Source organism: Sphingomonas sp. DMC8 (genome assembly GCF_056314185.1).
In genome coordinates this window covers 657927-677763 of the sequence record NZ_JBQUYV010000001.1, presented here as the reverse complement: position 1 = coordinate 677763, position 19837 = coordinate 657927, and the positions used below count along the sequence as shown (strand labels likewise).

General features: G+C 64.1%; 19 protein-coding genes. 7 read left to right on the top strand and 12 right to left on the bottom strand.

Translation table 11 applies throughout. From position 1 onward, the window contains the following. Window positions 1–563: 563 nt before the first annotated feature. Window positions 564–689 carry a hypothetical protein gene (locus ACT53K_RS03320; protein WP_476227106.1) on the top strand — a complete coding sequence of 42 codons (126 nt, stop codon included), beginning with the start codon at window positions 564–566 and terminating at the stop codon, window positions 687–689. A gap of 121 nt (window positions 690–810) precedes the next feature. On the opposite strand, the gene ACT53K_RS03315 is transcribed toward ACT53K_RS03320, so the two are convergent. From ACT53K_RS03315 to ACT53K_RS03285, 7 genes are all read right to left on the bottom strand, one after another. Next, window positions 811–1134, bottom strand: a complete 324-nt coding sequence (locus ACT53K_RS03315) for a hypothetical protein (protein WP_476227105.1) — start codon at window positions 1132–1134, stop codon at window positions 811–813. After that, window positions 1134–1337: a hypothetical protein gene (locus ACT53K_RS03310; RefSeq protein ID WP_476227104.1), complete on the bottom strand. Its 204-nt coding sequence runs from the start codon at window positions 1335–1337 to the stop codon at window positions 1134–1136. Before ACT53K_RS03310 ends, ACT53K_RS03315 begins: the two co-directional genes overlap by 1 nt. A 37-nt stretch (window positions 1338–1374) precedes the next feature. Then, window positions 1375–1593 carry a hypothetical protein gene (locus ACT53K_RS03305; RefSeq protein WP_476227103.1) on the bottom strand — a complete coding sequence of 73 codons (219 nt, stop codon included), beginning with the start codon at window positions 1591–1593 and terminating at the stop codon, window positions 1375–1377. A gap of 245 nt (window positions 1594–1838) precedes the next feature. Next, on the bottom strand, window positions 1839–2366 hold the full coding sequence (locus ACT53K_RS03300) for a hypothetical protein (RefSeq protein WP_476227102.1): 528 nt from the start codon (window positions 2364–2366) through the stop codon (window positions 1839–1841). Between the two features lies 1 nt (window position 2367). After that, window positions 2368–3255, bottom strand: a complete 888-nt coding sequence (locus ACT53K_RS03295; protein ID WP_476227101.1) for a transglutaminase family protein — start codon at window positions 3253–3255, stop codon at window positions 2368–2370. 9 nt (window positions 3256–3264) lie between these two features. Continuing rightward, window positions 3265–3546, bottom strand: a complete 282-nt coding sequence (locus ACT53K_RS03290; protein ID WP_476227100.1) for a hypothetical protein — start codon at window positions 3544–3546, stop codon at window positions 3265–3267. A gap of 133 nt (window positions 3547–3679) precedes the next feature. Further along, on the bottom strand, window positions 3680–3928 hold the full coding sequence (locus tag ACT53K_RS03285; protein ID WP_476227099.1) for a hypothetical protein: 249 nt from the start codon (window positions 3926–3928) through the stop codon (window positions 3680–3682). 761 nt (window positions 3929–4689) lie between these two features. Between ACT53K_RS03285 and ACT53K_RS03280 the strand changes: the two genes are divergently transcribed. From ACT53K_RS03280 to ACT53K_RS03255, 6 genes are all read left to right on the top strand, one after another. Then, entirely contained in the window at window positions 4690–5307 is a 618-nt protein-coding gene (locus tag ACT53K_RS03280) for a hypothetical protein (protein ID WP_476227098.1), read from the top strand. Between the two features lie 65 nt (window positions 5308–5372). Next, window positions 5373–5990 (top strand): hypothetical protein, encoded by a 618-nt coding sequence (locus tag ACT53K_RS03275; RefSeq protein WP_476227097.1) that lies wholly within the window; start codon window positions 5373–5375, stop codon window positions 5988–5990. 73 nt (window positions 5991–6063) lie between these two features. Continuing rightward, window positions 6064–8883: a hypothetical protein gene (locus ACT53K_RS03270; protein WP_476227096.1), complete on the top strand. Its 2820-nt coding sequence runs from the start codon at window positions 6064–6066 to the stop codon at window positions 8881–8883. Further along, the gene (locus ACT53K_RS03265; RefSeq protein ID WP_476227095.1) at window positions 8880–9509 is read left to right on the top strand and encodes a phage tail protein; all 630 of its coding nucleotides are present in this window, start codon (window positions 8880–8882) and stop codon (window positions 9507–9509) included. The genes ACT53K_RS03270 and ACT53K_RS03265 overlap by 4 nt, the downstream gene beginning before the upstream one ends. A 25-nt stretch (window positions 9510–9534) precedes the next feature. Then, window positions 9535–10884, top strand: coding sequence for a hypothetical protein (locus ACT53K_RS03260; RefSeq protein ID WP_476227094.1), 1350 nt, complete (start codon window positions 9535–9537; stop codon window positions 10882–10884). A 94-nt stretch (window positions 10885–10978) separates the two neighbouring features. Continuing rightward, window positions 10979–13195, top strand: a complete 2217-nt coding sequence (locus tag ACT53K_RS03255) for a glycosyltransferase (RefSeq protein WP_476227093.1) — start codon at window positions 10979–10981, stop codon at window positions 13193–13195. Here the strand turns inward: ACT53K_RS03255 and ACT53K_RS03250 are convergent. The 5 genes from ACT53K_RS03250 to ACT53K_RS03230 form a co-directional block, all read right to left on the bottom strand. Then, entirely contained in the window at window positions 13181–14197 is a 1017-nt protein-coding gene (locus ACT53K_RS03250; protein WP_476227092.1) for a BLUF domain-containing protein, read from the bottom strand. The genes ACT53K_RS03255 and ACT53K_RS03250 overlap by 15 nt on opposite strands. Before the next feature lie 441 nt (window positions 14198–14638). Continuing rightward, entirely contained in the window at window positions 14639–16027 is a 1389-nt protein-coding gene (locus ACT53K_RS03245; RefSeq protein ID WP_476227091.1) for a TolC family protein, read from the bottom strand. After that, on the bottom strand, window positions 16024–17124 hold the full coding sequence (locus ACT53K_RS03240) for an HlyD family secretion protein (protein ID WP_476227090.1): 1101 nt from the start codon (window positions 17122–17124) through the stop codon (window positions 16024–16026). The genes ACT53K_RS03245 and ACT53K_RS03240 overlap by 4 nt, the downstream gene beginning before the upstream one ends. Continuing rightward, window positions 17108–18802, bottom strand: a complete 1695-nt coding sequence (locus ACT53K_RS03235) for an ABC transporter transmembrane domain-containing protein (protein ID WP_476227089.1) — start codon at window positions 18800–18802, stop codon at window positions 17108–17110. The genes ACT53K_RS03240 and ACT53K_RS03235 overlap by 17 nt, the downstream gene beginning before the upstream one ends. 71 nt (window positions 18803–18873) lie before the next feature. Next, window positions 18874–19818 (bottom strand): hydrogen peroxide-inducible genes activator, encoded by a 945-nt coding sequence (locus ACT53K_RS03230; RefSeq protein WP_476227088.1) that lies wholly within the window; start codon window positions 19816–19818, stop codon window positions 18874–18876. Between the last annotated feature and the right edge of the window lie 19 nt (window positions 19819–19837).

Sequence of the window (19837 nt, the reverse complement as noted above, 5' to 3'; positions counted from 1 at the left end):
AATAGCAGTCCACCCTACGCGCTTCTTACGCCGGCTGGTCCCCGGCCTAGCCTCGCCCGGCAGACTACGTCGGCGGCGCCGTTGTAGTGGTTGATTCTCTGTACGCATAAGATAGTCATAGTTGCCAGCCGGCTCGCGTTTGTGCTTCGAACCCGATTTACAAAAAGGGGAGTGGGGCCAGACCCTTGGGGCTCAACTTTTGCTGCGGTGCGGCAAGTACTTATTTTGAAAGGCGCATTCCAACCCGTTGGATTCCCTTCACCCTCCAATTTATCACATTGATATTACGCCATAGATTACGCCAACCTAGTCGGCTGGCGTAATCATGATTGCAGTATGTTCGCGGTAAATGCGCCGGGCGCGTGCTTTTCGATGTCGTTGGTGATCGATTCAGTCGCCGCTCGTGATGCGCATCCATGATCTTGCGGCAACGTGGACGCGCTACGGCTATTTCCGTGGACAAGCTTATATCGGACAAACCCTCACATGATTCTCGACAAGCATGCGGACCGGTGAGGGAATCAAGCGCTGCCCCTGCCTTCCACCACAAGATGCATACTATCATGGAGCAGCTTGAACCGCTCTTGATGATGGCGCTGCGGATCCTGTTCGGTGGCGCGCTCGTCAGCGGCCTGCTGGCGGCTGGGTCGACATCGTCGTTGCGGCTACGATCCTGCTGCACGGGCTGACGGTGACGCCGATCATGCGGTCGCTCGATCGCCCGCAGGGGCGGGATCCGGACACAGGCCGAGCCCCTGCTGCCCGCATCGCCGGGTAAGCCACGTCATGCGCCCAAACCACGATCCGAAGTCAATCGTCCGAGCCAGCACCGTTGCGGAAAGCCACGACCGCAAGCGCAACCGGCGCCGATGCCCGATTTGCAAAGCCGCGGTCCGGGTTTTCACTCAAACTGCGGTCATCGAACGGCGAGGTGGCCCGGCCGAGGTTTGCCTCGCCTCGGCGGCGACGGGTCTCGCGGTCGCGGGCCTCGCGCTTCTCTGCGGCCAGGGCTTCCTTTTCCCAGGCCGCAGCCGCGACGAAAGCGATGTCTCGCACATTGGGCAGCGATGCGTTCGCGGCCAGCTGGCGCTGACGCGCTTCCTGCGCGCGGCAGGTGATGGCGGTAGGCTGCATCAGATGGAGTCCTCGGACGTGGGATTGGAAGCGGCGGCGCGTTCTGCGCGACGGGCGGCGGCCAGCGCATCCTTGAAGCTGGAGTAGCGATAGCCACCCCAATGGAAGACGTCAGCGGGAACGCGCGCGATTCCATAGCCGGCCATCAGCCGATGCTCTTCCACGGTTGCTGCGTCGGGCGCCGGATCGGCGGATGGGGACATGCAAGAATTCCTTTTGGAGGCAGGCTTCGGAGGAAAGTCAGACGCGCCTTCGGCCGCCGCTGGTCCGCGTGACGGCGCCATCGAGGAGACGATCGCGGTAGAGACGGCGCATGCGCTCGGCATCCTCTACGCGGGCAAAGACGACGTGCGTGCCGCTCGGTGATATCGGCTCGATGGCGCTAATCCGCGCCTGCTGCTGCGCGCAGGTCGCGAGTACCTGTTGCACGGCCGCGTCGATGTTGACGACGCGCGACATTCACGCGGACTTTGGACTGGGTGGCCCTGCGGGATCGTGCCGGGGGGCGAAGATCGACAGGACCGGCCGGCGGCGCACACTGCCATCGACAAACGGAACGACGTTCGGGGACCGCGGAACGAGGGAGAAAGAAGACATGGGACTGCTCCTTCGAAGAGCGGGAGCAGGATTCTCTCTCAGCCGCGGCCTTGCTCAGGCAGGGCGAACCGCGATGCTATCAAGATGGGGACTCCACCGCGTATTTACTAGAGCGGCCGCACGAGATCGTCGGCAAGCCTGTGGTAGAATTGGCCGACACCCTGCAGGTCCATCGGTACAACGACGAGCATCATGCCCGGATCGGGCACCGGTGGCGTGCCAGCCCTGCCTAGGCCGATCCAGCACGCCGCCGCCATCGCGCGGCTGCGCAGGATACCGTCACAGTGGAACAGGCAGGCGCGCGTGCTGCCTAGCGCCAGCAGACGCGCGTAATCGTCGCCGCCTCGCCCCAGCGCCGCGTGCAGCGCGCGCAACTTGTTGGCGCCGTTCCGCTGGGCGGGCGCAGTACCAAGGCCATGGGCGTGCGCGAACGCGTCGAGCAGATGGTGGAGGAACCGATCCAGTTCGCGCAGGCCGTTGCCGATCCATTTCGACCGGTGCTGATGACTGATCGGCACGACGCTCTCCGGCCGCGTCGCGGCTTGCCCCATGGGGCCGGCGACGAAGCGCGCGCCCCGGCACAACGTCCGATAGGCGCGATCGAGTTCGGCGGCGCGTCCGTTCGGGTCGGGCATCTCAGAGGGCGAAAGCGTCGAAGGCACCGGAGGGCGTGCTGCTCGTCTCGACCGTCACGTCGACCTGCATGTCGAGAAAGTCCTCGGGCGCGCCGAGATAACTGCCCCGCACAGGGTGAATCTGCGCGATATTGCCTGCGACCGCCACCGGGATCAGGCCTGCCCCGCCCATGCGGCCATGGGTGGGATCGAAAGGGATCCAGCCGGCACAGGGCAAATATACTTCGGCCCAGGCATGGGTGGTGCCGTGCTGGTCACCCGGCAGGTCGGGCTGGAGATAGCCAGACACCGCATGCGCGCCAAAGCCGAGGTGGCGCACCGCCTCGATGAACAGCGTCGCGAAGTCGCGGCACGATCCGCTGCCTCGGTCGAGCGTCTCGTCCGGCGACTGGGTGCCCTCTTCCTCCCGCACCCGATAGGCGAGGCTGGTCGCGATGGCGGTGTTGATCGTCTTGAGCAGCGTCAGCGTATCGGTCGGCGCGGTGCCGCGGAACTTCGCCACCCATGCGCCTACCCGGCCCGCCGCCTGCGGATAGTGTGGCACCCGCATCCCGCCAAGATCGGCGATGTCCGCATCGGAATAGGCGAAGGGAAATTGATGCGCGGATGGCGCGATGGTGAAAACCGGCCATGCCGCGGCGGAATGATCCACCACCATCCGGCTGTCGATCGTCAGCGTCTGGGTCGCCTCCGCGAAGCTCGCCGTCGCGATCAGGTTGCCGAACACATCCTGCGTCCAGTCGATCGCGGCCGGCGGCACGCAGCGGAGCTCGGTCGTGAGCAGCCGGAGGTCATGCTGGCCGCGCGGGCACAGCATCATCCGGTGGGGCTGCAGCCAGACCGGCCGCGCATAGCGGTAGCTGGTGCGGTGACGGATGGTCAGCAGCACGGCAGCGATTCAACGGCGCTCGACGCGGGCGGTGATCGCCTGCTCCACCGCCTCGCAGCCGACCGGGCTGGCGACGGCAAGGTCTAGCGGCCGCCCGCCCAGCGCCTCGTCATGGCTGTTGAGAAAGGCGATCGCGGCATCGCCACCGAGCAGGTTCCAGGCGAGCAGCGCGACACGGCTCTGCCGCTCGAGACTGTCCGGTGAGGGGCGCGGCATCCCGAACGTGCTGCGGAACTGCTTGCGTGCCGGCGCGCGCGTGGCAGTCGGTTCGTTCGTCGTCGGAGCGGACATCGGCATTCCTTTTTGTCGCGAAGCGCGGGAGAAAGGGGCGCGAAAGCGCAGGCCAGCGCATCGGATCTGCGTTCAAGGCAGCAGAGGATCGAAGGCGGCTGCACGGACCGAGCCTTTCGACTCGCGAAGAAGATCAGCCCTTTTTGGGCAATTGCGCCTGCGGCGTTCCCTTGAGCGAGGGATTGGAAGCATTCTGCTTCGGCGGCTCCGGTTTTTTCGGCTTGCGTGCCTCGCGGTTGCCGCGCTGCTGTCCTTTGGCCATGTCGTACTCTCCTTGGTTTTGGGGTCGGATGGGCCCCGCGTGCAGATGATGGTCCGTTCGGGAAGCGCGATAGAAGCGGACGAGCTCAGCCCAGGCGGCCGGCGCTGCGGTATCGGCCACGCGCGGCCCTCTGCTTGGCGCAGGACTTAGGGCACGCTAGTTTGAAGGGTCTTATGAGCCGCATGTCGGAAATCGAAGGCATGAGAGCGTTCCGCGTCAGAGCGGGAGCATCGATCGCTCTCGGTCGCGGCCAGGCTCGGGAAGGACGGCGCGATGAGCCCTATATGGGGACGCCGGGACACATGGGCACCCCCCCAGTTGTGCGAAACTCGAAATAGTTTGTGGTGCGCCTGTGATTCATATGTGGACGCCCCTTCGCAATGGCCATTTTGCCGGGACGGGTTTGATCTTTTTTTCAATAGCCTAGAAAACCAGGGGCTACGCAAAGCATCAATTCCCCCCCCCCGGCCGGTGGCCACGCCGATGCTGCGACGGATCGTTGGCGTCGAAGCGCTTCTCCCGCCCGTTCTGGATGGCGGCGTACCAACGCCGCCGCGCATCGGCGCGGCGCCTCCTAACCAACGGCCGCGTTCAACGCACGCACTGCGCACGCACCGAACAGTCCCCTCCACCAGTCGCCGCCCTCTGCCGAAAATGAAAAATTAAACATATCGGCAATTGCTCGCGTCGTGGCACAGCATTAATCAAGTGCTTGGAACGGGGGACATTTCATTGGCCCTGTTGATGGGCCGACATCATCCCCAATCCCGGTTCTGGTCCCTAGTATCAAATATTGATCGTGCGTCCGCCATGCGGGCGCGAAGGACATAGCCTTGCTTGCTTTGTCTTGGGGGAAGATATGTCATGTTGCGACCGTTCACATGCCGATCGAATTAACATTCGTCAGCCGCACGCACGCGAGCCGGGCGCTCTGTATAGCGTTGTTCCAGTTTGGCGCGACAGTACCGGCAACAGCGAGTGCACCGATCGCATGGAAAGTCATTCGCGAATGTCCCTTCGACTGGTCTCATCCTTTTTCCTTCGAAGAGGTTCTGGAAGCATCGCTGAGCGATGATCTTGGGAATTTTTCGCCCCGCACGCGCGTCGAACCGGGGCAGCGCTGGGCGATCGTCGACAGTCCCTCCGCTTGCCGGTTGCATCCAGCCGGCGCGAGCCGAAGCGTGGCGACGATCGAATTCGTCAATAAACTGCCGTTGGGTGCGCTTAGGGTGGCGTTGTTCCGAGGCGTACGAATGGTGTGGCGTAGCAACTGGCTTGCGCCTGCTCAGCGGACGGACGTGGAACTGGTGCCAACTCTGGGAGTGGTTGCAGCACCGGCGATCGCGGAAGGCACGCCCCTTCCCTCCCATTTAGTGGAGCGCGCGACGCTTTTTCCGCTCGCCGGAATCGCGGCGGCGCGCATCGTGATGCGCGGAGGAGGGCCTGGCCTCGCCGCAAAACCTATCGGCTTCGCACTGGAAGAAGTGGTGCGCTGCTGACCGGCGCCGGCCGCATCCGGCAACCCCGCAGCAGGGCATGCTGCTACGCTACCGAGGAACACGCGATGGATGTCCAGCTCAATTTCATCAACAAATCCAACGATGCGAACAATTCGAGCATCGTTCTGTTCCAGAAGAATGTCGCTTCCGGCTATAACGAGCTCGCAGTCGCCTGGCTCGTGATCGAAAATTGCGGCCTCGGCGACAATCACCCCTTTGTCTATCCGACCACCATGCAGGTGTCCGCGAGCGATTCCTACGGCAACTACACGCCGCAGCTCAACGCGCAGCCCGGCCAGGCGTTTCAGATGGTCCGCAACGGGTCGGGCGACGTCCTCATCACGGCTGGCAGCGCAACCTATCCGACCGAGGTTCAGGTTCAGAACAATCTGACCAGCGGCGCGATCAACGCCAATATCTTCAAGGACGGCAAGCTACTGGCGACCAAGACCTCGATCGTCCCGCAGCAAATGGCGGCATTCGAGTTCCAGCCGACCCTGTGGATCGGCGCTGTATCGCAAGTCACCCAGGGTCAGGTGATGAACTCGGCAATCGTCGAACAGGTGAACACCGAAATCTCGCTGCTCGGCGTAGCTTCGGCGGACATCCTGATGACCGGCGGCGGCCCCGGCAAATTGTCGCAGCCGTTCACCTTTACGCTCGAAAACGTCCAGATGGCCTGAAGGCACGGCATCCGCCCGGCCTTAACGGGCTGGGCGGATGTCTGCTTCGACCGGAGACGGCCAGGAAGGCAGCATGTCCATCCACACCGAAACCTACACGCTCGACGACCTGTTCGTGTTTCACTTCGAACTCGAAGCGGACGTTGACCGGATCCATGCGGTGAAGGTCACTTGCCTGGCCGAGCCTGTCCAAACCCACGCCGTGCCCCTGGGAGCTGGCCGGCCAGCCCCGATCAACATGCAGTTCGATTCCGGCTACGCAATGACCGGCATTTTGCAGATGCTGGTGCAAGGCGCGCGCTCTTCGTTGAGAGTCGGTGTCGACGCGCAACTTGACTATAACTGGCGCGGCCGGGCGCCGACGCACCATTTCTCTGGCATCATGTTCTTCTACTCGCCGGGCGCCCATCCACCCGCGCCGCCGACACCGCCTCCGGCGCCCACACCTCCCGAACCCGCGCCATTGCCACCGCCCGGCCCCACGCCGATGCCGGATATCACCCCCGTCGGCGGCGAGCTCTTTCCCTATGTCTATGTCCGCGCGTGGCCCCGGCTGCCGGCCAGCGATCTGGAATATGGTTTCTTCAGCTATGAGGAGAGCTCGCCTCCGGCTTCCGCCTTTATCACCGCACTGGCCACAGCCGCGGGCCAGGGCCGTGCGGCGATGGAAGCACAGGCGCTGAACTTCATCGACGGCGCACCTCCCTATCAGGGAGAATATGTGGCGTCGCCAAAGGCGCTGGACGGCCCGATCGCCGGCTTTGCCGCGGCGGCGGCGCGGCTGCGGCCGATCGCGCCGGACGACGGCACGTGGCTCCACCGGCTGCTCGAGACGACAAAGACATTGCTCGAAGCCTATGGCGTGGACGCAAGCTATTTCGCCAGTGCCGCCTACAAGACATCGCTGGAGCGGGTATGGGAAAGCTATTTCGCGCTGGTCGTGTTGCTCGGCTATGACCAGCGTTGGCTCAACGATCTCGCGCTAACGCTTTGGTACGCAAATGCCGTCGCCAAAGGCCTGGATCCGGAACACGGTCTGAAGATCCCGGAAAAGCTGGATGCCAATGAACAGGCGCTACTCGGCAATGCGACGCTGCTGCTTCCGCCGGATATTTTCCCAATGCCACCTGCGACCCAGGCGGCTGCGCTCCCCGGCAGGGGCTGGGTCGGCTTTTACGCGGTGGGCGACCTCCAGATGGTGCGTCAGCGCCTGCTCGGCTACGCTGCGGGAGAAATCGCCCGTATCGAGAATGTCATGCGTGGTGAACGGCGACGAATTGAAACGCGCCGCGGACACCGCATTGTCGACGTGCAGCAACGCCACGAGGTCGCGGCGCAGTTGCTCGAAAGCGACGACAGCGAGAAGCGGCTCGGCCTGCTGGAACAGACGACCAGACTGCTCGCCGGCGTTACCGTTGCAACCAATTACGACAATTTCCAGAGCAGCTATGGCCCGCCGACCCAGGCGACGCTCAACGGCACCCGCTCGCGCACGACCACCCCTGGCCCCCCCGCCGCCGATGACGTTACGCGCTTCGCTCGCGACATTATCAGCAAGGCCGTGAACCGCATCACTCGCGACGTGGAAACGGTTCGCAGTTCGGCCACGCTTACGGAGATGGAGGACTCCATTGTCAGCCTTGTCGACAATCGCGGAGGCGAGGAGGATGTACGCGCCATCTATCGTTGGGTGAACAAGGTCTACGAGGCATCGGTCGTGCAATATGGCACCCGGCTTCTGCTGGAATTCCTTGTCCCGCGACCCGGCAAACGCCACCGGGAAAAGCGGTGCGCCGAACAGGGCAGCACATGGCATCGCGCGACCTCGCCCGCCGCGCTCGGCATCCACTCTTTCCGGGATATAACGCCCGAAAACTATGCGGCCGTCTGCGCAGCGGTCGGGGCAACTGACATCGTTCCTCCGCCCCCCGCCACAATCGCGCTGACTGCGGCGTTGCGGACCGGCGACGAAGCCACAGTCGCAATTCCAACAGGCTATCGCGCGGCAAGCGCAATAGCCGCAGATACCGCCGCGGGAGCGCCCAATTTACTGGTAGGGTGGCAGAGCGTGCCACCGAACGGCACCCAGGTGCAGCTGTCCCCCCCGGTCGAACAGCCGAGCCTGGCCCTGTCGCTGGCCGACAAGCCTTTCAGCCTGTCGCCCCCCGCGACGCCCGAACTCGTCAATGTCACGATCTGTTGCGAACGCACCGACCACTGCCTCAGCGCGTGGCAGATCGACGTGTATCGTGCCATGGTGGCGGCGCACCGCACGGCAATGGAAGTCCGGTCAGACGCGCTGCTGCAGGGCCAGGGTGCCCATCTGCGCCGCGCACCCGCCGAGCTGCGCCGCATCGAGCAGCAGGCGCTCAAGCGCGAGTGCACGGACCTGCTGCTTGCCCGTGCGGCCGCCGAAGCCGGAATCGGCGCCGAACTTTCGCCGCCGATCGCCGCGGTCGACCGGCCACGCTATGTCCAGTTCCTCGATACGGCCCTCGAATGGTCCGAAATGTCGTACCGGTTCGAGCATGGGCAGGCGGTGCCTGCTGTCGGATCCGCTTCCGGCGACGACCATGATAGTCTGTTCGACCATTTCCTGGCCGCCGATGAAGCGCGGGTATTGGTGCCGGTCTCGCCCGCGCATCAAATGGCTTTCCTCTATTTCTTCGCATCAGGGTTGATCTGGGACGGACCCGACACGCTGGTTGCGACCATCACCGAGCAATTGCCCGTCGTGGACGATCTAAAACGCGCAGCACAGGCGCGGCACCATGGCGAGCACCGCATTGGCAAGTGCTGGGAAATCGTGGTGCCGACAGCCATGCAGATATTGACGCCAGCCGAAACCGATGCGGCCGCCAGTGGTCTGTTCGCGCCGGGGATGGTGCCATGACCATGCCGCCGACCACTCCCTGGTTCGTGAAACCTGGATTCGGCGACGCACCGGTGGGCGCCGTGATCGCCTTTGCGGGCCAGCTGGGACCGCCCGATTCCGACCCGGGCGTATCCCCCCCGGCGCCGACGCCGGCCATCGGGATGCTCTGGCCCATCGAGGCCTGGGGATGGATGGCGTGCGATGGACGCACACTCGAGTGCTGGGCCTATCCGGAACTATTTGCCGTCCTCGGCTATCTTTATGGCGGACAAGGCGGCAGCTTCGCCCTGCCCGATTATCGCGGCTACTTCCTGCGCGGAATCGATGGCGGTCGCGGGATCGATCCCGATGCAGCGGCGCGAACGCCACCGCCGGGAACCGGGGGCAGCGCGGCGAGTGTAGGCTCCACGCAGCATTGCGCGCTGCAAGACCATGGCCACGATTATCAGAAGATCGAGACCAGTTCGCCGGCGCAGCAGGGCGGCCCCGATTCCGCCCCCAGCGCGCAATCGACGCTGACCAGCGGCGCGAAGCCACTGGGATCAGACACGCTTTGGGTCAGCCAGAAAGAAACCCGGCCGGTCAACATCTACATCAACTACCTGATCAAATTCACCGGGGGGCTCAGGCCGAGCGCGGCTTGACACCATCCAATTGGGAGAAGCGCACATGGACTATGACGACATCATCTTCCTCGGCTGGGTGATCGACACGGCCCCCAAAGACAAGACGACCTATCTCGGCATCACACCCGCCGTCGACGACATCCAGGCGCGCGTCCAGTTGCTGCTTCGCGCATTGGCCAAGGCCAAATCGATGCTGCCTCCTCCTGTTTCTCCGCCGACGCGCACGCTGAAGCTGTTCATGCTGCCCGAATTCTTCTTTCGCGGTCCGACCGGCGCCTATCAGATGGACGATGTGCAATATGCGATTAACCAGCTGGATCAGCTCTCAGCAACTCCCGAATGGGAAGACTGGGTTTTCGTATTCGGTACTATCGTCTGCGTCTGGGAGGACGACAGAACCCCGTCGAAAACGCAGGCGGTCAACTATGCACTGGTCCGTCAGGGCGGCAAGGCGGCCGCAGGCCCGGACGGCGCCCGGGCGGTGATGAAGGAATTCAAGTCCGGAATCGACTTTGTCGCGACCAGTGCGAATGTCGGGGGCCTGCTGGTGGGCGCCGTAACATATCCGGATGCGGGAAGCGCCGGTCCTGGCAAGGAAACGCAGCAGGTCAATTATGATGGTGCCGGCATCTTCTCGCTGGCCGGCATCCAATGGGCCGTCGATATATGCCTCGACCATAGCCAAGGCCGCCTGTTGCGCTCGCCGCAATTGCCAGGCGAGCGTGCCGTGCAGGTTCAGTTGATCCCGTCCTGCGGCATGAACCCGGTATGGCCGGCCGTGATCGCCGAAAAGGGAGGATATGTTTTCAACGTCGACGGCATCACCCGTGGTGCGCATGCCACGCTGCTGGAGGCGGGAAGCGGCCAAAGCATTCCAAGCGCGACGACGCAGATGGTCGACAATGGCCCGGTAGAGATCGGCTCGCCTCCTCGTTCGGTTGCCGTGAGCGAACTATATGCGAACGGCGCAGGCTATATTGCACAATTTGATGCGGTCGCGACCCCGCCGGAGAAGCAAGTCGCGTCGACGCAGGTGCAATATGTATGGCCGGCAAAGAAACCCATCTTCGGCAGGCCGTACTGGCAGTTCACCTTTCACCTTTTGTACGATGAGAGCAACGAGTTTATGGAGGCTCTGGTTTCCATCGAAAGCGCATACGTGAATTTCCGAGGAAACAAATACTTCTTACCGCTACACATGCCAGATATTCAAGTTGACTACGACTATAGAATTAGAACCGGCACAATCACTTTGACGGTAGGCCCGGGCGGAAACCGCTATGATTTCGCCATTTTCGCAAACATCAACCTGCCGGGGTTCGATTTCAGTGGCCCTGTGATGGAATTCATGGGCGATAAGAATTCGCCCATCCCGCCCCGAAAGGTTTGGTGACAGGGCTGTGACACGGGCGGTTCCCCATGATCGCGCGCGCCGGATCGCGATCGGATTATATTTCGATGGTGATTGCGATCGACTGGCGACAACGGTGCGCGCCCTTCACCAGTGCGGCAACGCCGATGCCGTAACGGTGCTGGTCGATCCCGCTGCCGGCGGAGCCGAAGCACTTCCAGCGCTACCCCGCATTCATCCGCGCGACAGCGGGGCGGCAGCGGCGTTCAACGCCCTGTTGACGCTCGAGGCCGATCTATCCGTCTTCCTTGAATGCGGCACCCACCCTGCACCGGGATGGCTGGATGCGTTGGTCGCCGCGCTTGATGCCGATCCTGCCCACGGCCTTGCCGGCCCAACGACCAATTATTGCTGGAACTGCCAGTTCATCCCCGGCCCCGGCGGGACCAGCCCGGCCACACTCATCGCGGCGCGGGACGCTGCATCGGCGCAAACCGGAACGGCGCCGCTACCGCTGAGGGCGCCGCAAGGCCTCGCCGATTTCTGCCTGGCGGTGCGGCGGGAAGTGGTCGAGGCGATCGGCGGGGCAGACCCCGCGTACGGCGAAGGGCCCTGCTGGGAGCTGGATTTCGGCGTGCGAGCAGCAAAGGCCGGCTACCTGTCAGTCTGGGCACCGGCGGCCTATGTCCATCGCCCGCCAGTCTCTGCCCGGCGGGCGGCGCTCGACAGAATGCTGATTGCGCGCAGCCGCGAACGTTACCAGAATCGTTTCTGCGGGCGCCCCGCGCGGGGCTGCGGCGAATCGTGCCGCGGTCTTGCTTGCCAGGACTTTGCACGCGCACCGACAGAACCCGCTCCCCCGCCGCTCGCGTCCGCAGTTCGCGCAACATCACCACAACTGGAAAACCCGCTCATCAGTTGCATCATGCCGACGCGCGGGCGGCCCGGCTATGTCGCGCAGGCAATCGAATATTTCGCGCGCCAGGACTATTGCGAACGCGAACTGATAATCGTGTGCGACGACGATGGCGACCTTCCCGATTGCATCGATGATCCCAGGATCCGCATCGTGCGCACCCATGCCGCGAGCATCGGCGCACGCCGCAACGCTGCAGTTGCCGCAGCCCGGGGCTCACTGATCGCGCATTGGGATGACGACGACTGGTATGGCCCCCAGCGACTGCGCCGACAGTCTGCGCCGATCCGCCAGGGCGTGGCCGACATCACGGGCGTCTATGGCAACCTGTTTCTGGGCGTGCCGGCCGGCCTTTTGTGGGAGACCAGCCCGGCGCTCTACGAACGCCTGTTCGTCGGGGGCATTCATGGCGGAACACTGCTCTATCGCCGCTCGCTGTGGGAGCAATCCGGCCCCTTTCCGGAAATCTCCCTGCGCGAGGATGCAGCGCTGCTCGAACGCGCGGTGCGCGACGGAGCCCGCCTTTGTCGAATACCGGCAGCAGAGCTGTTCGTTTACATACGCCACGGCGCGAACAGCTGGCAATTCGCCGAAGGAAGCTATCTCGACCAAAGCGAGTGGCGCCCAGCCACGATGCCCGCGTCGCTCGCGATGGACCTTCCTTTCTACGTCCCCTCTGACGCGCCTGCGCGGGTGGCGGAAGAGGTGGGTGCACGCCGCCTGCCCGCCACAGCGCGACATGGCCCCGCCGTCAGCTGTATCATGCCGACCTACAATCGCAGGGCGTTTATTGAGGAGGCCATCGGCCAGTTCCTTGCCCAGACCTGCAAGGACCGCGAACTCATCATCCTTGATGACGGGGAAGACGCCGTGGAAGCGCTGGTGCCGCACCACCCCGAAATCCGCTATTTGCGACTGGACCGCCGCGAGACGATCGGCGCCAAACGCAACCGCGCCTGCGAAGCGGCCCGTGGTGCGATCATCGCCCATTGGGACGATGACGACTGGCGCCATCCGCAATGGCTGGAATCGCAGCTTTCGGTACTGGACGGGCATGACATGTGTGGGCTCGACCGTGTTTTCTTCTACGATTCCGAGAACCGACGCGCGTGGCGCTATGCCTACCAGTCCATCCGCCCCTGGGTTTGTGGCGGCACGCTCTGCTACCAGCGCGCCTTCTGGGAGCACCATGGTTTCCCCGACATTCAGATCGGCGAAGACAATGCCTTTGTCTGGAGTCCGGCCCCGAAACGGATCGCCATCAACCCACATAGCGAATATTATGTGGGACGAGTGCATTCGGGTAATACCAGTCCAAAGGCCGTCGGTAGCACGCTGTGGCGGCCGATCCCCGCGCGGATGGTGGAATGGCTGATGCGCCCCGGCGGCGAGGCGCCACTGCAGTTGCGGGCGCACCACACCTCAATTGAAGCCTGAGCGCTGTTCACTCGCTTCTTCCGGCCCGTCGCAGAGCGCGGCGAGCACGATATGAGCCAGATGGCGTTGCGTGCCAGATCGCTCGATCTGTTGTGGCGCGTGCAGCAGCAATCCCTTCAGATTCGCCCAAAGGGTAGTAAGCGCCAGCGCCAGGCGGCCAGTGTCGATCCGCAAGGCGGGCTGCGTCTGCGCAAGATCCTGCGATAGCGTATCTGCAAGTATCCACGCCGATCGATAGCCGAGTGCATGATATTCTTCCAGCAGCCGCACCCGCAGCCGATCGGGCGCATCGAACTCGGTGCGATAGCTTTGTGCTGCAAAGGAGACCGCAGCATGGGCGATTTCGCTTTCACAGGACGGCTTCTCGCGGATCAAAAAATCAAGCATGCGCATATACCATTGGCGCTGGCGCCAGTCGATCGCTGCGCGGATCAAATCATCTATATCCTTGAAATAGCGATAGGCGGCTTGCTGCGTCACATTAGCGTCGCGCGCCACGGCTTCCAGGCTCATTCGCTCGAGCCGCCCCAGCCTTGCCAGCAACCGCAATGTCGAATCGAGAAGTCGTTCGACGGTGCGGACCGAGCGAGGCTGTTGCGGACGCACTCGAAGAAACCGCCCGGCCATCTCGCTCAATATGGATCTCGCGCCAGAGGACAGCGCCGGCACAGCTTCAACTTCCGTCAGCGGCTGCCCCGGCGCGCCATCCGGTAGATAAATGGCCGTCCAATCCTGAAAGCTGCGTGCGACTACCATGGTGTCTATCAGGGTGATCGTCTGGCCCTGACCATCATGATTAAATGGGGCACCCGCCAACTGGTCGATCGTGGCAGGGTCACCCTCCATCATATGAATGAATTTATCACCGAAATGGACGAGCTTTCCCGTAATGTTTAATCGATCGTTTCTTATTCTGGTGCGAGAGTCGCTACAAGGAATACTACCGTCATTTACCCCGATATTATTACTACCGACATAAACGACGCATCGAAGAAAATTCATCCCATTTTGGAATAGCTTATCGCGTATCAGGTGAACGCAAAGCGCATTCCAACCTCCCTTCGCGATACAAATCCCATAATAGTTCTATTTTTTCTACTACATATGCCACCAAGTTGACTCTATCTAAATAGATATACAACCGAATTGGACAAGAAATATGAAAATTAAGAATTATACAATAATCAAATATCAACAAATTTGCTAATTGTTGAATTCATTAAATAATAAAAATTATAAAATACTACAAATATAAAAATATTATGCAAAAACACCACACGACACCCCCCCCATTTCCATGGGACAACATTTCAGTGAATGTTGCATGGGCCAGTGAATTGCCGTCGCCATCACCGCAACTGCTGGTTCACTGCAGCGCCTAACCCCAGCCATAAGGCTGCTTGTTCGCCTGCTTTGTGTGCGAGCCGACCTGGCCGCCTGCGCTCAAAGCCCTAGTGCGGGGCGATCTGCAGTGGCGGCGGCCAGGTCGGCCCGCGCGATCAGTGCGCTGAAGCGTGCATCGAGCGCCCGCAGCCGGGCGTCGGTGGCGCTTTCCTCGCGCTGGTTCATCAGAAAGAAGTCGCTGGCGCCCATTTCGAACCGGCGCTGCTCGGCCTTGGCCATCTGCGCGGCGAGCCCGGCCTCCTCCTCGGCCAGACCGGCGAGCCGCTCCGTCCCGTCAATCGCGATCGACAGACCCTTCACCTCGACGGCGATCTGTTCCTCCAGCATCCGCCGGCGCGCCTTCAGCCCGTCGATCTCCGCACGCGCCTCGGCGATCCGGCCGCGCGCCGCGCGCCGTTCGAACGGCACCGAAAAGCGTAGTCCGACGATCGCCTCGGTGCCCGTCCGCGACGGACCGCCGAGCCCCTGCGGGCCAATGTCCTGGCCCAGCTCGGCGCGGGCGTCGAGCCGCGGCTTCAGCTCGTTTTCGGCCTGCGCCATCCGGGCGAGCGACTGATCGATCCGCGCCATCAGCGTCTGGACATCGGGTCGCATCACCGGCCCGGCTGGCCGCGGGCCACGCCGCATTTCCGGCAGATCCTGGGGCAGCCGCTCCGCACCCACCTGCACCGGCAGACCCCCCTCGTCGCGCAGATAGAAGGACAGCGCGTTGGCGGCATCGGCAAAGCCCTGCTCGGCGCGCGCGACCAGGGCGCGGCGGCGGACCAGATTCTGGTCGTTCTCGGTCAGCAGGATTTCAGGCCGCGACCCCAGTTGCACCTGCCTCGCCAGCTTGGCCCGGCGATCTTCAGACAGCGCGAGCAGGTCGCGATACGCCTTCAACCGCAGCCCGGCGACCACCCAGCTCTGATAGGCGCCCAGCGCGCGGCGCTGCACGCCGATCGCCACCATCTCGCGCTCCAGCCGGGCGATGTCGATGTCACGCGCGGCCAACGCCTGCTTGGTGCGGCGCTCGTCGATAAGCCGGTCGCGCATCAGCGAAAACACCGCGCCGACCTTCAGCTCGCCGAGCTGGTTGGTGTAGTCGCGGTCCTCATAGACCGGGAACCGCCCGCGCGACACGCGATAGCCGGCATAGAGGCCACCGCCATTGTCCGAAAAGGGCCGGCTAGCCTTCGCCTCGACACGCGCCCCGTCATAATAGCCGAGCGCGCGCGTCTGGGCATCCACGTCGAACACCGTGTCGAACGCGCCATCGGCGGTCAGCGCCTTGCCCTCGGCTGCGCGTTCCTTCGCCATCGCCTCGACGATCTGCGGCGCGAAGCGGGCAGAGGAGCGCAGCACTTCGTCCAGCGTCAGCGGTTGCGCGGCGGCGACATGGGGGAGCCATGCCAGCACCATCGCGCAGAGGAGAAGTAGCCGTCTCACTTCTTCTCCTCCTTCTCTTCCTTGGCCGCATAATCGGCCTTGTCGCTCTTGATCCCCTTGGCGATGCCCTTCACCCGGCCCGCCTCGACCGGCTGGCCGAACTCGAGCGGGAAGTCGTTAAGCTGGCGCCACAGTTCATAGCCGACCGAGACGGTCTCCATCTGCACCCAGCCGCGCACCTTGGCACCCAGCCGGACGAAGCGGCCGTCGGGCCAGGGCGCCGCGCCCGGTTGCTGCTCCACCAGCACGCGGAACAGCCCTGTCGCCTGTGCCGAAGGGTCGATCGAGCGCACCCGCCCGTCGAACAGGCCCTGCGCGATCGACGGCCAGCCGCTGAACTGGATCGCCGGCCAGCCCTCAAACTCCAGCCGCACCCGGCGGCCGGGGCGCACCAGCGCCACGTCGCGCCCGTCGATCAGCAGCTCGACCACTCGCTCCACCGAATGTTCGGGGGCGAGCGTCGCCAGCTCGGTGCCCGGGCTGACCAGCGTCGCGCCGGCGGCGGCGTTGATCGTCTGGATACGGCCGTCGCGCGGCGCGCGGACGATCTGCACCGCCTGCCGGTTGATCGACACGTCGATGCGGTTGAGCTTGGCGCGTGCCTCGGCCAGCTTCGCGCCCTGGTCCGCAACGCGGATCTGCGCCTGTTCCAGCTCGCGCCGCGCCACCAGTCCCTCGGCCAGCAGCTCGCGCGAGCGGCGGACGTCGATGCCCGCAACGCTCTGCGCCTGCCGGATAGCGGCGATCTCCGCCTCGATCTGGGCGCGCTCGGCGGCGAGGCGCGACAGGAGATTCGGGTCGTTGTCGGTGATCTTGGCGATCGGGTCGCCCTTCTTCACCTGCTGGCCGTCGGTGACGAACCAGCGCTCAACCCGCCCCGGCACCAGCGCGGTGACCGACTGCACCCGCGCCTCGGGATCGAGCGCGACCACCTGCCCGCGCCCCTGCGCCGTCTGGACCCAGGGGACATAGATCAGCGCGAGCACCACCAGCGTCACGCCGATCACGATCATCCACGCCAGCACGCGCGCCAGCCGGGGCGGCCGCATCGCCGCCAGTGTCGGGAAGTGGCTGAGATTTTCAGCGCGAAAGGGCATGATGATCCTCCGTTTCGGCCAGCGCCGCCAGCAGCGGCTCCAGCGCGTCGAAACGCTGCTGGCGCGTGCGGCCCAGCCAGAGATAGCCGTCGCGGCGGATCGCGTCGGGCCGGCCGGTGAACAGCAGCACCGTCGTCCCCGCCCCGCGCAGCGTGTCGAGCACATTGGTCAGCCGCTCGGGCGGCAACAGATCGAACAAGGGGCTCAGCACCAGCACCCTGGGCCGGGCGAGCAGTGCATTGGCGAGCTTAAGGGCCATCAGTTCGCCGATCGACAGCGGCCAACCGGAAGCCGCCAGCAGCGTATCCATGCCGCCTGGAAGCTGCGCGATCCGCGGCTCCAGCCCGACCCGCGCCAATGCATCGAGCTGGGCGGAGGCGAGTACACCGGGGCCGGCCAGCGCCAGATAGTCGCGGATCGTGATCTCCACGATCGTCGGGCGGTCGAGCACCACCACGTCCGACCGCAGGCGATAGACATCGAGCGCCTCCAGATCGACGCCACCCACCATCACCAGCCCCCGGTCGGGATCGAGGTTGCGCTTGAGCAGCAGCGACAGGCAGCGGTCCATCTCGCTGGCGGCGACCGCCACCAGCTGCGCGCCCGCTTCGATCTGCAAGTCGATCCGCGCATCGCCGACGCTCACGTCGCGCAGCCGCACCTCGCCGCTGGCCGGCACCTGCGCAGCACCGCCATGATGCTCATGCGGGATGGCGTAGAGCAGCGAGACTTCCTCGGCCGCGGCAACCATGTCGTAAAAGGCGTCAAGATAGGTGCCGAGCTGGCCCAGCCCATAGAAGACCCCCGACAGGATCAGTTCGGCCGCGACCAGCTGGCCGATCGACAGCTGCCCCTGCAGAATCAGCCAACCGCCCAGCGCCAGCAGCGCCGCGCTCGCCACCGCATAGAGCAACAGCAGCGCACAGGTCTGGGCGAAGCTGTAGCGGAAATGCCGGCGATGCTCGGCGACATAGGCTGCCGTCATGCCCTCGGAACCGTCCATCGCGAAATCGAGATGGCGGCTCGACTTATAGAAGCCGTTCGAACTCCCCAGCCCTTCCAGCCAGCGCGCCGCCTCATGCTTGGCATGGCTGAGCGCCACGGCAGAGCGGATCGCCCCGGGCGACCAGAACTGCCAGATCAGCAGCACGGTGAAGATCAGGACGATGTTGAAGGCGAGAAAGAACGGATGATAGAAGCTGGTCACCACCAGCCCAACCACCGATTGCAGCAGGATCGTGAACCCGCCGATCACCAGGCTGGGCACCGATTTCTGCACCGTCATCAAGTCGAAATAGCGGTTGAACAGATCACCGCGCCGCGCATCGGCAAAGAAAGGGTTGCGCGCATGCACGGCGCGGATCGTGATTTCGGCAACCGTACGCGCGAACATCCGGCGCTCGAACAGCGCCATCAGGTGAATGCGCAGCGCACTGAGCACCGCGACGATCAGCAGCAGCGCGAACAGGATCAGCGCCAGCGTCAGCAGCGGTGCCGGCAGCGCGATGTTCGCCACGCTGTTGATCAGCAGCTGCACCGAAATCGGCGTCGCCAGGGACAACAGGCTTATCGCTGCGCCATAGACCATGGCGATGCGCAGATAAGGGCGGTCCGGCCCCACCACTTCGCCCAGCCAGGCGCGCACTTCCGCCCAGCCAATCCGCCTTTCACCTGCCACTATGCCGTACCTCCCTGCACGTCCCCTAGATGCAGACACCGACAGATTGGCACAATGGAGGTCAGACTATATCATCGATAGGAAATTCCTATTTCATCGACACAGTCGACAAGTTCGCTCGCCAGATGGTGATAGGCCGCGGCACGCCCCGCACCGCTGCGCCACAAAAGGCCCAGTTCACGATATTGGCGTGCGCCCCGGAACGGGCGCGCCACCACGTCGCCGCCGGGGCCGATCTCCTGCCGCACATAGAGTTCGGGCAGCACCGCCAGCCCCATGCCCATGCCGGCCATCTGGCGGATCGCGTCGAGGCTGGTGCCTTCATAATCGGTCAGGACGCGCGCGCCGGCCTCCGCCGCCAGCGCAATCACCTGTTCGCTCAACCGATAGCTGCGCTCGAGGATCAGCAGTTCCTGCCCTGCCAGGTCCTCGGTGACGATCGCCGCGCGTTCGGCAAGCGGGTGATCGGCCGCCATCGCCAGATGCAGCGGTTCGCGGAACAGCCGCTCGACATGCGCGCCCGGCGCCTGCAGCGGCAATTGCGCCAGGATCACGTCGAACCGACCGGCGAGCAGCCCCTCGACCAGCGCGGCAGGCACGCTTTCACGAACATGGACGCGCAGCGCCTGATAGCGCCGGTGCAGCCGCGAGACGAGCCGCGGCAAAAGATAGGCCCCCATGGTAGGCGACACGCCGAGCCGGATCGTACCCTGCAGCGCCGCCTCGCCCTGCCCGCGCAGTTCCTGCAGATCACGTACCTGCAACAGGATGCCGCGCGCGCGCTCGACCACTTCGCGCCCCAGCGGGGTCAGCAACACCCGCGCACCGCGTTCGGCCAGCGGCCCGCCCACCGCCTCTTCCAGCAATCGAATCTGTTGCGACAGCGACGGCTGCGACACGCCCGCCGCCGCCGCCGCCCGGGTAAAGCTCCCGGCGTCCGCCAGCGCCACAAGATAGCGCAGCTGGCGCAGCGTGATCTGTTTTTCGAGTTCGGCGGGATCCTTGGCGTGTCGCATGGCGGCGCACCCTATCCGG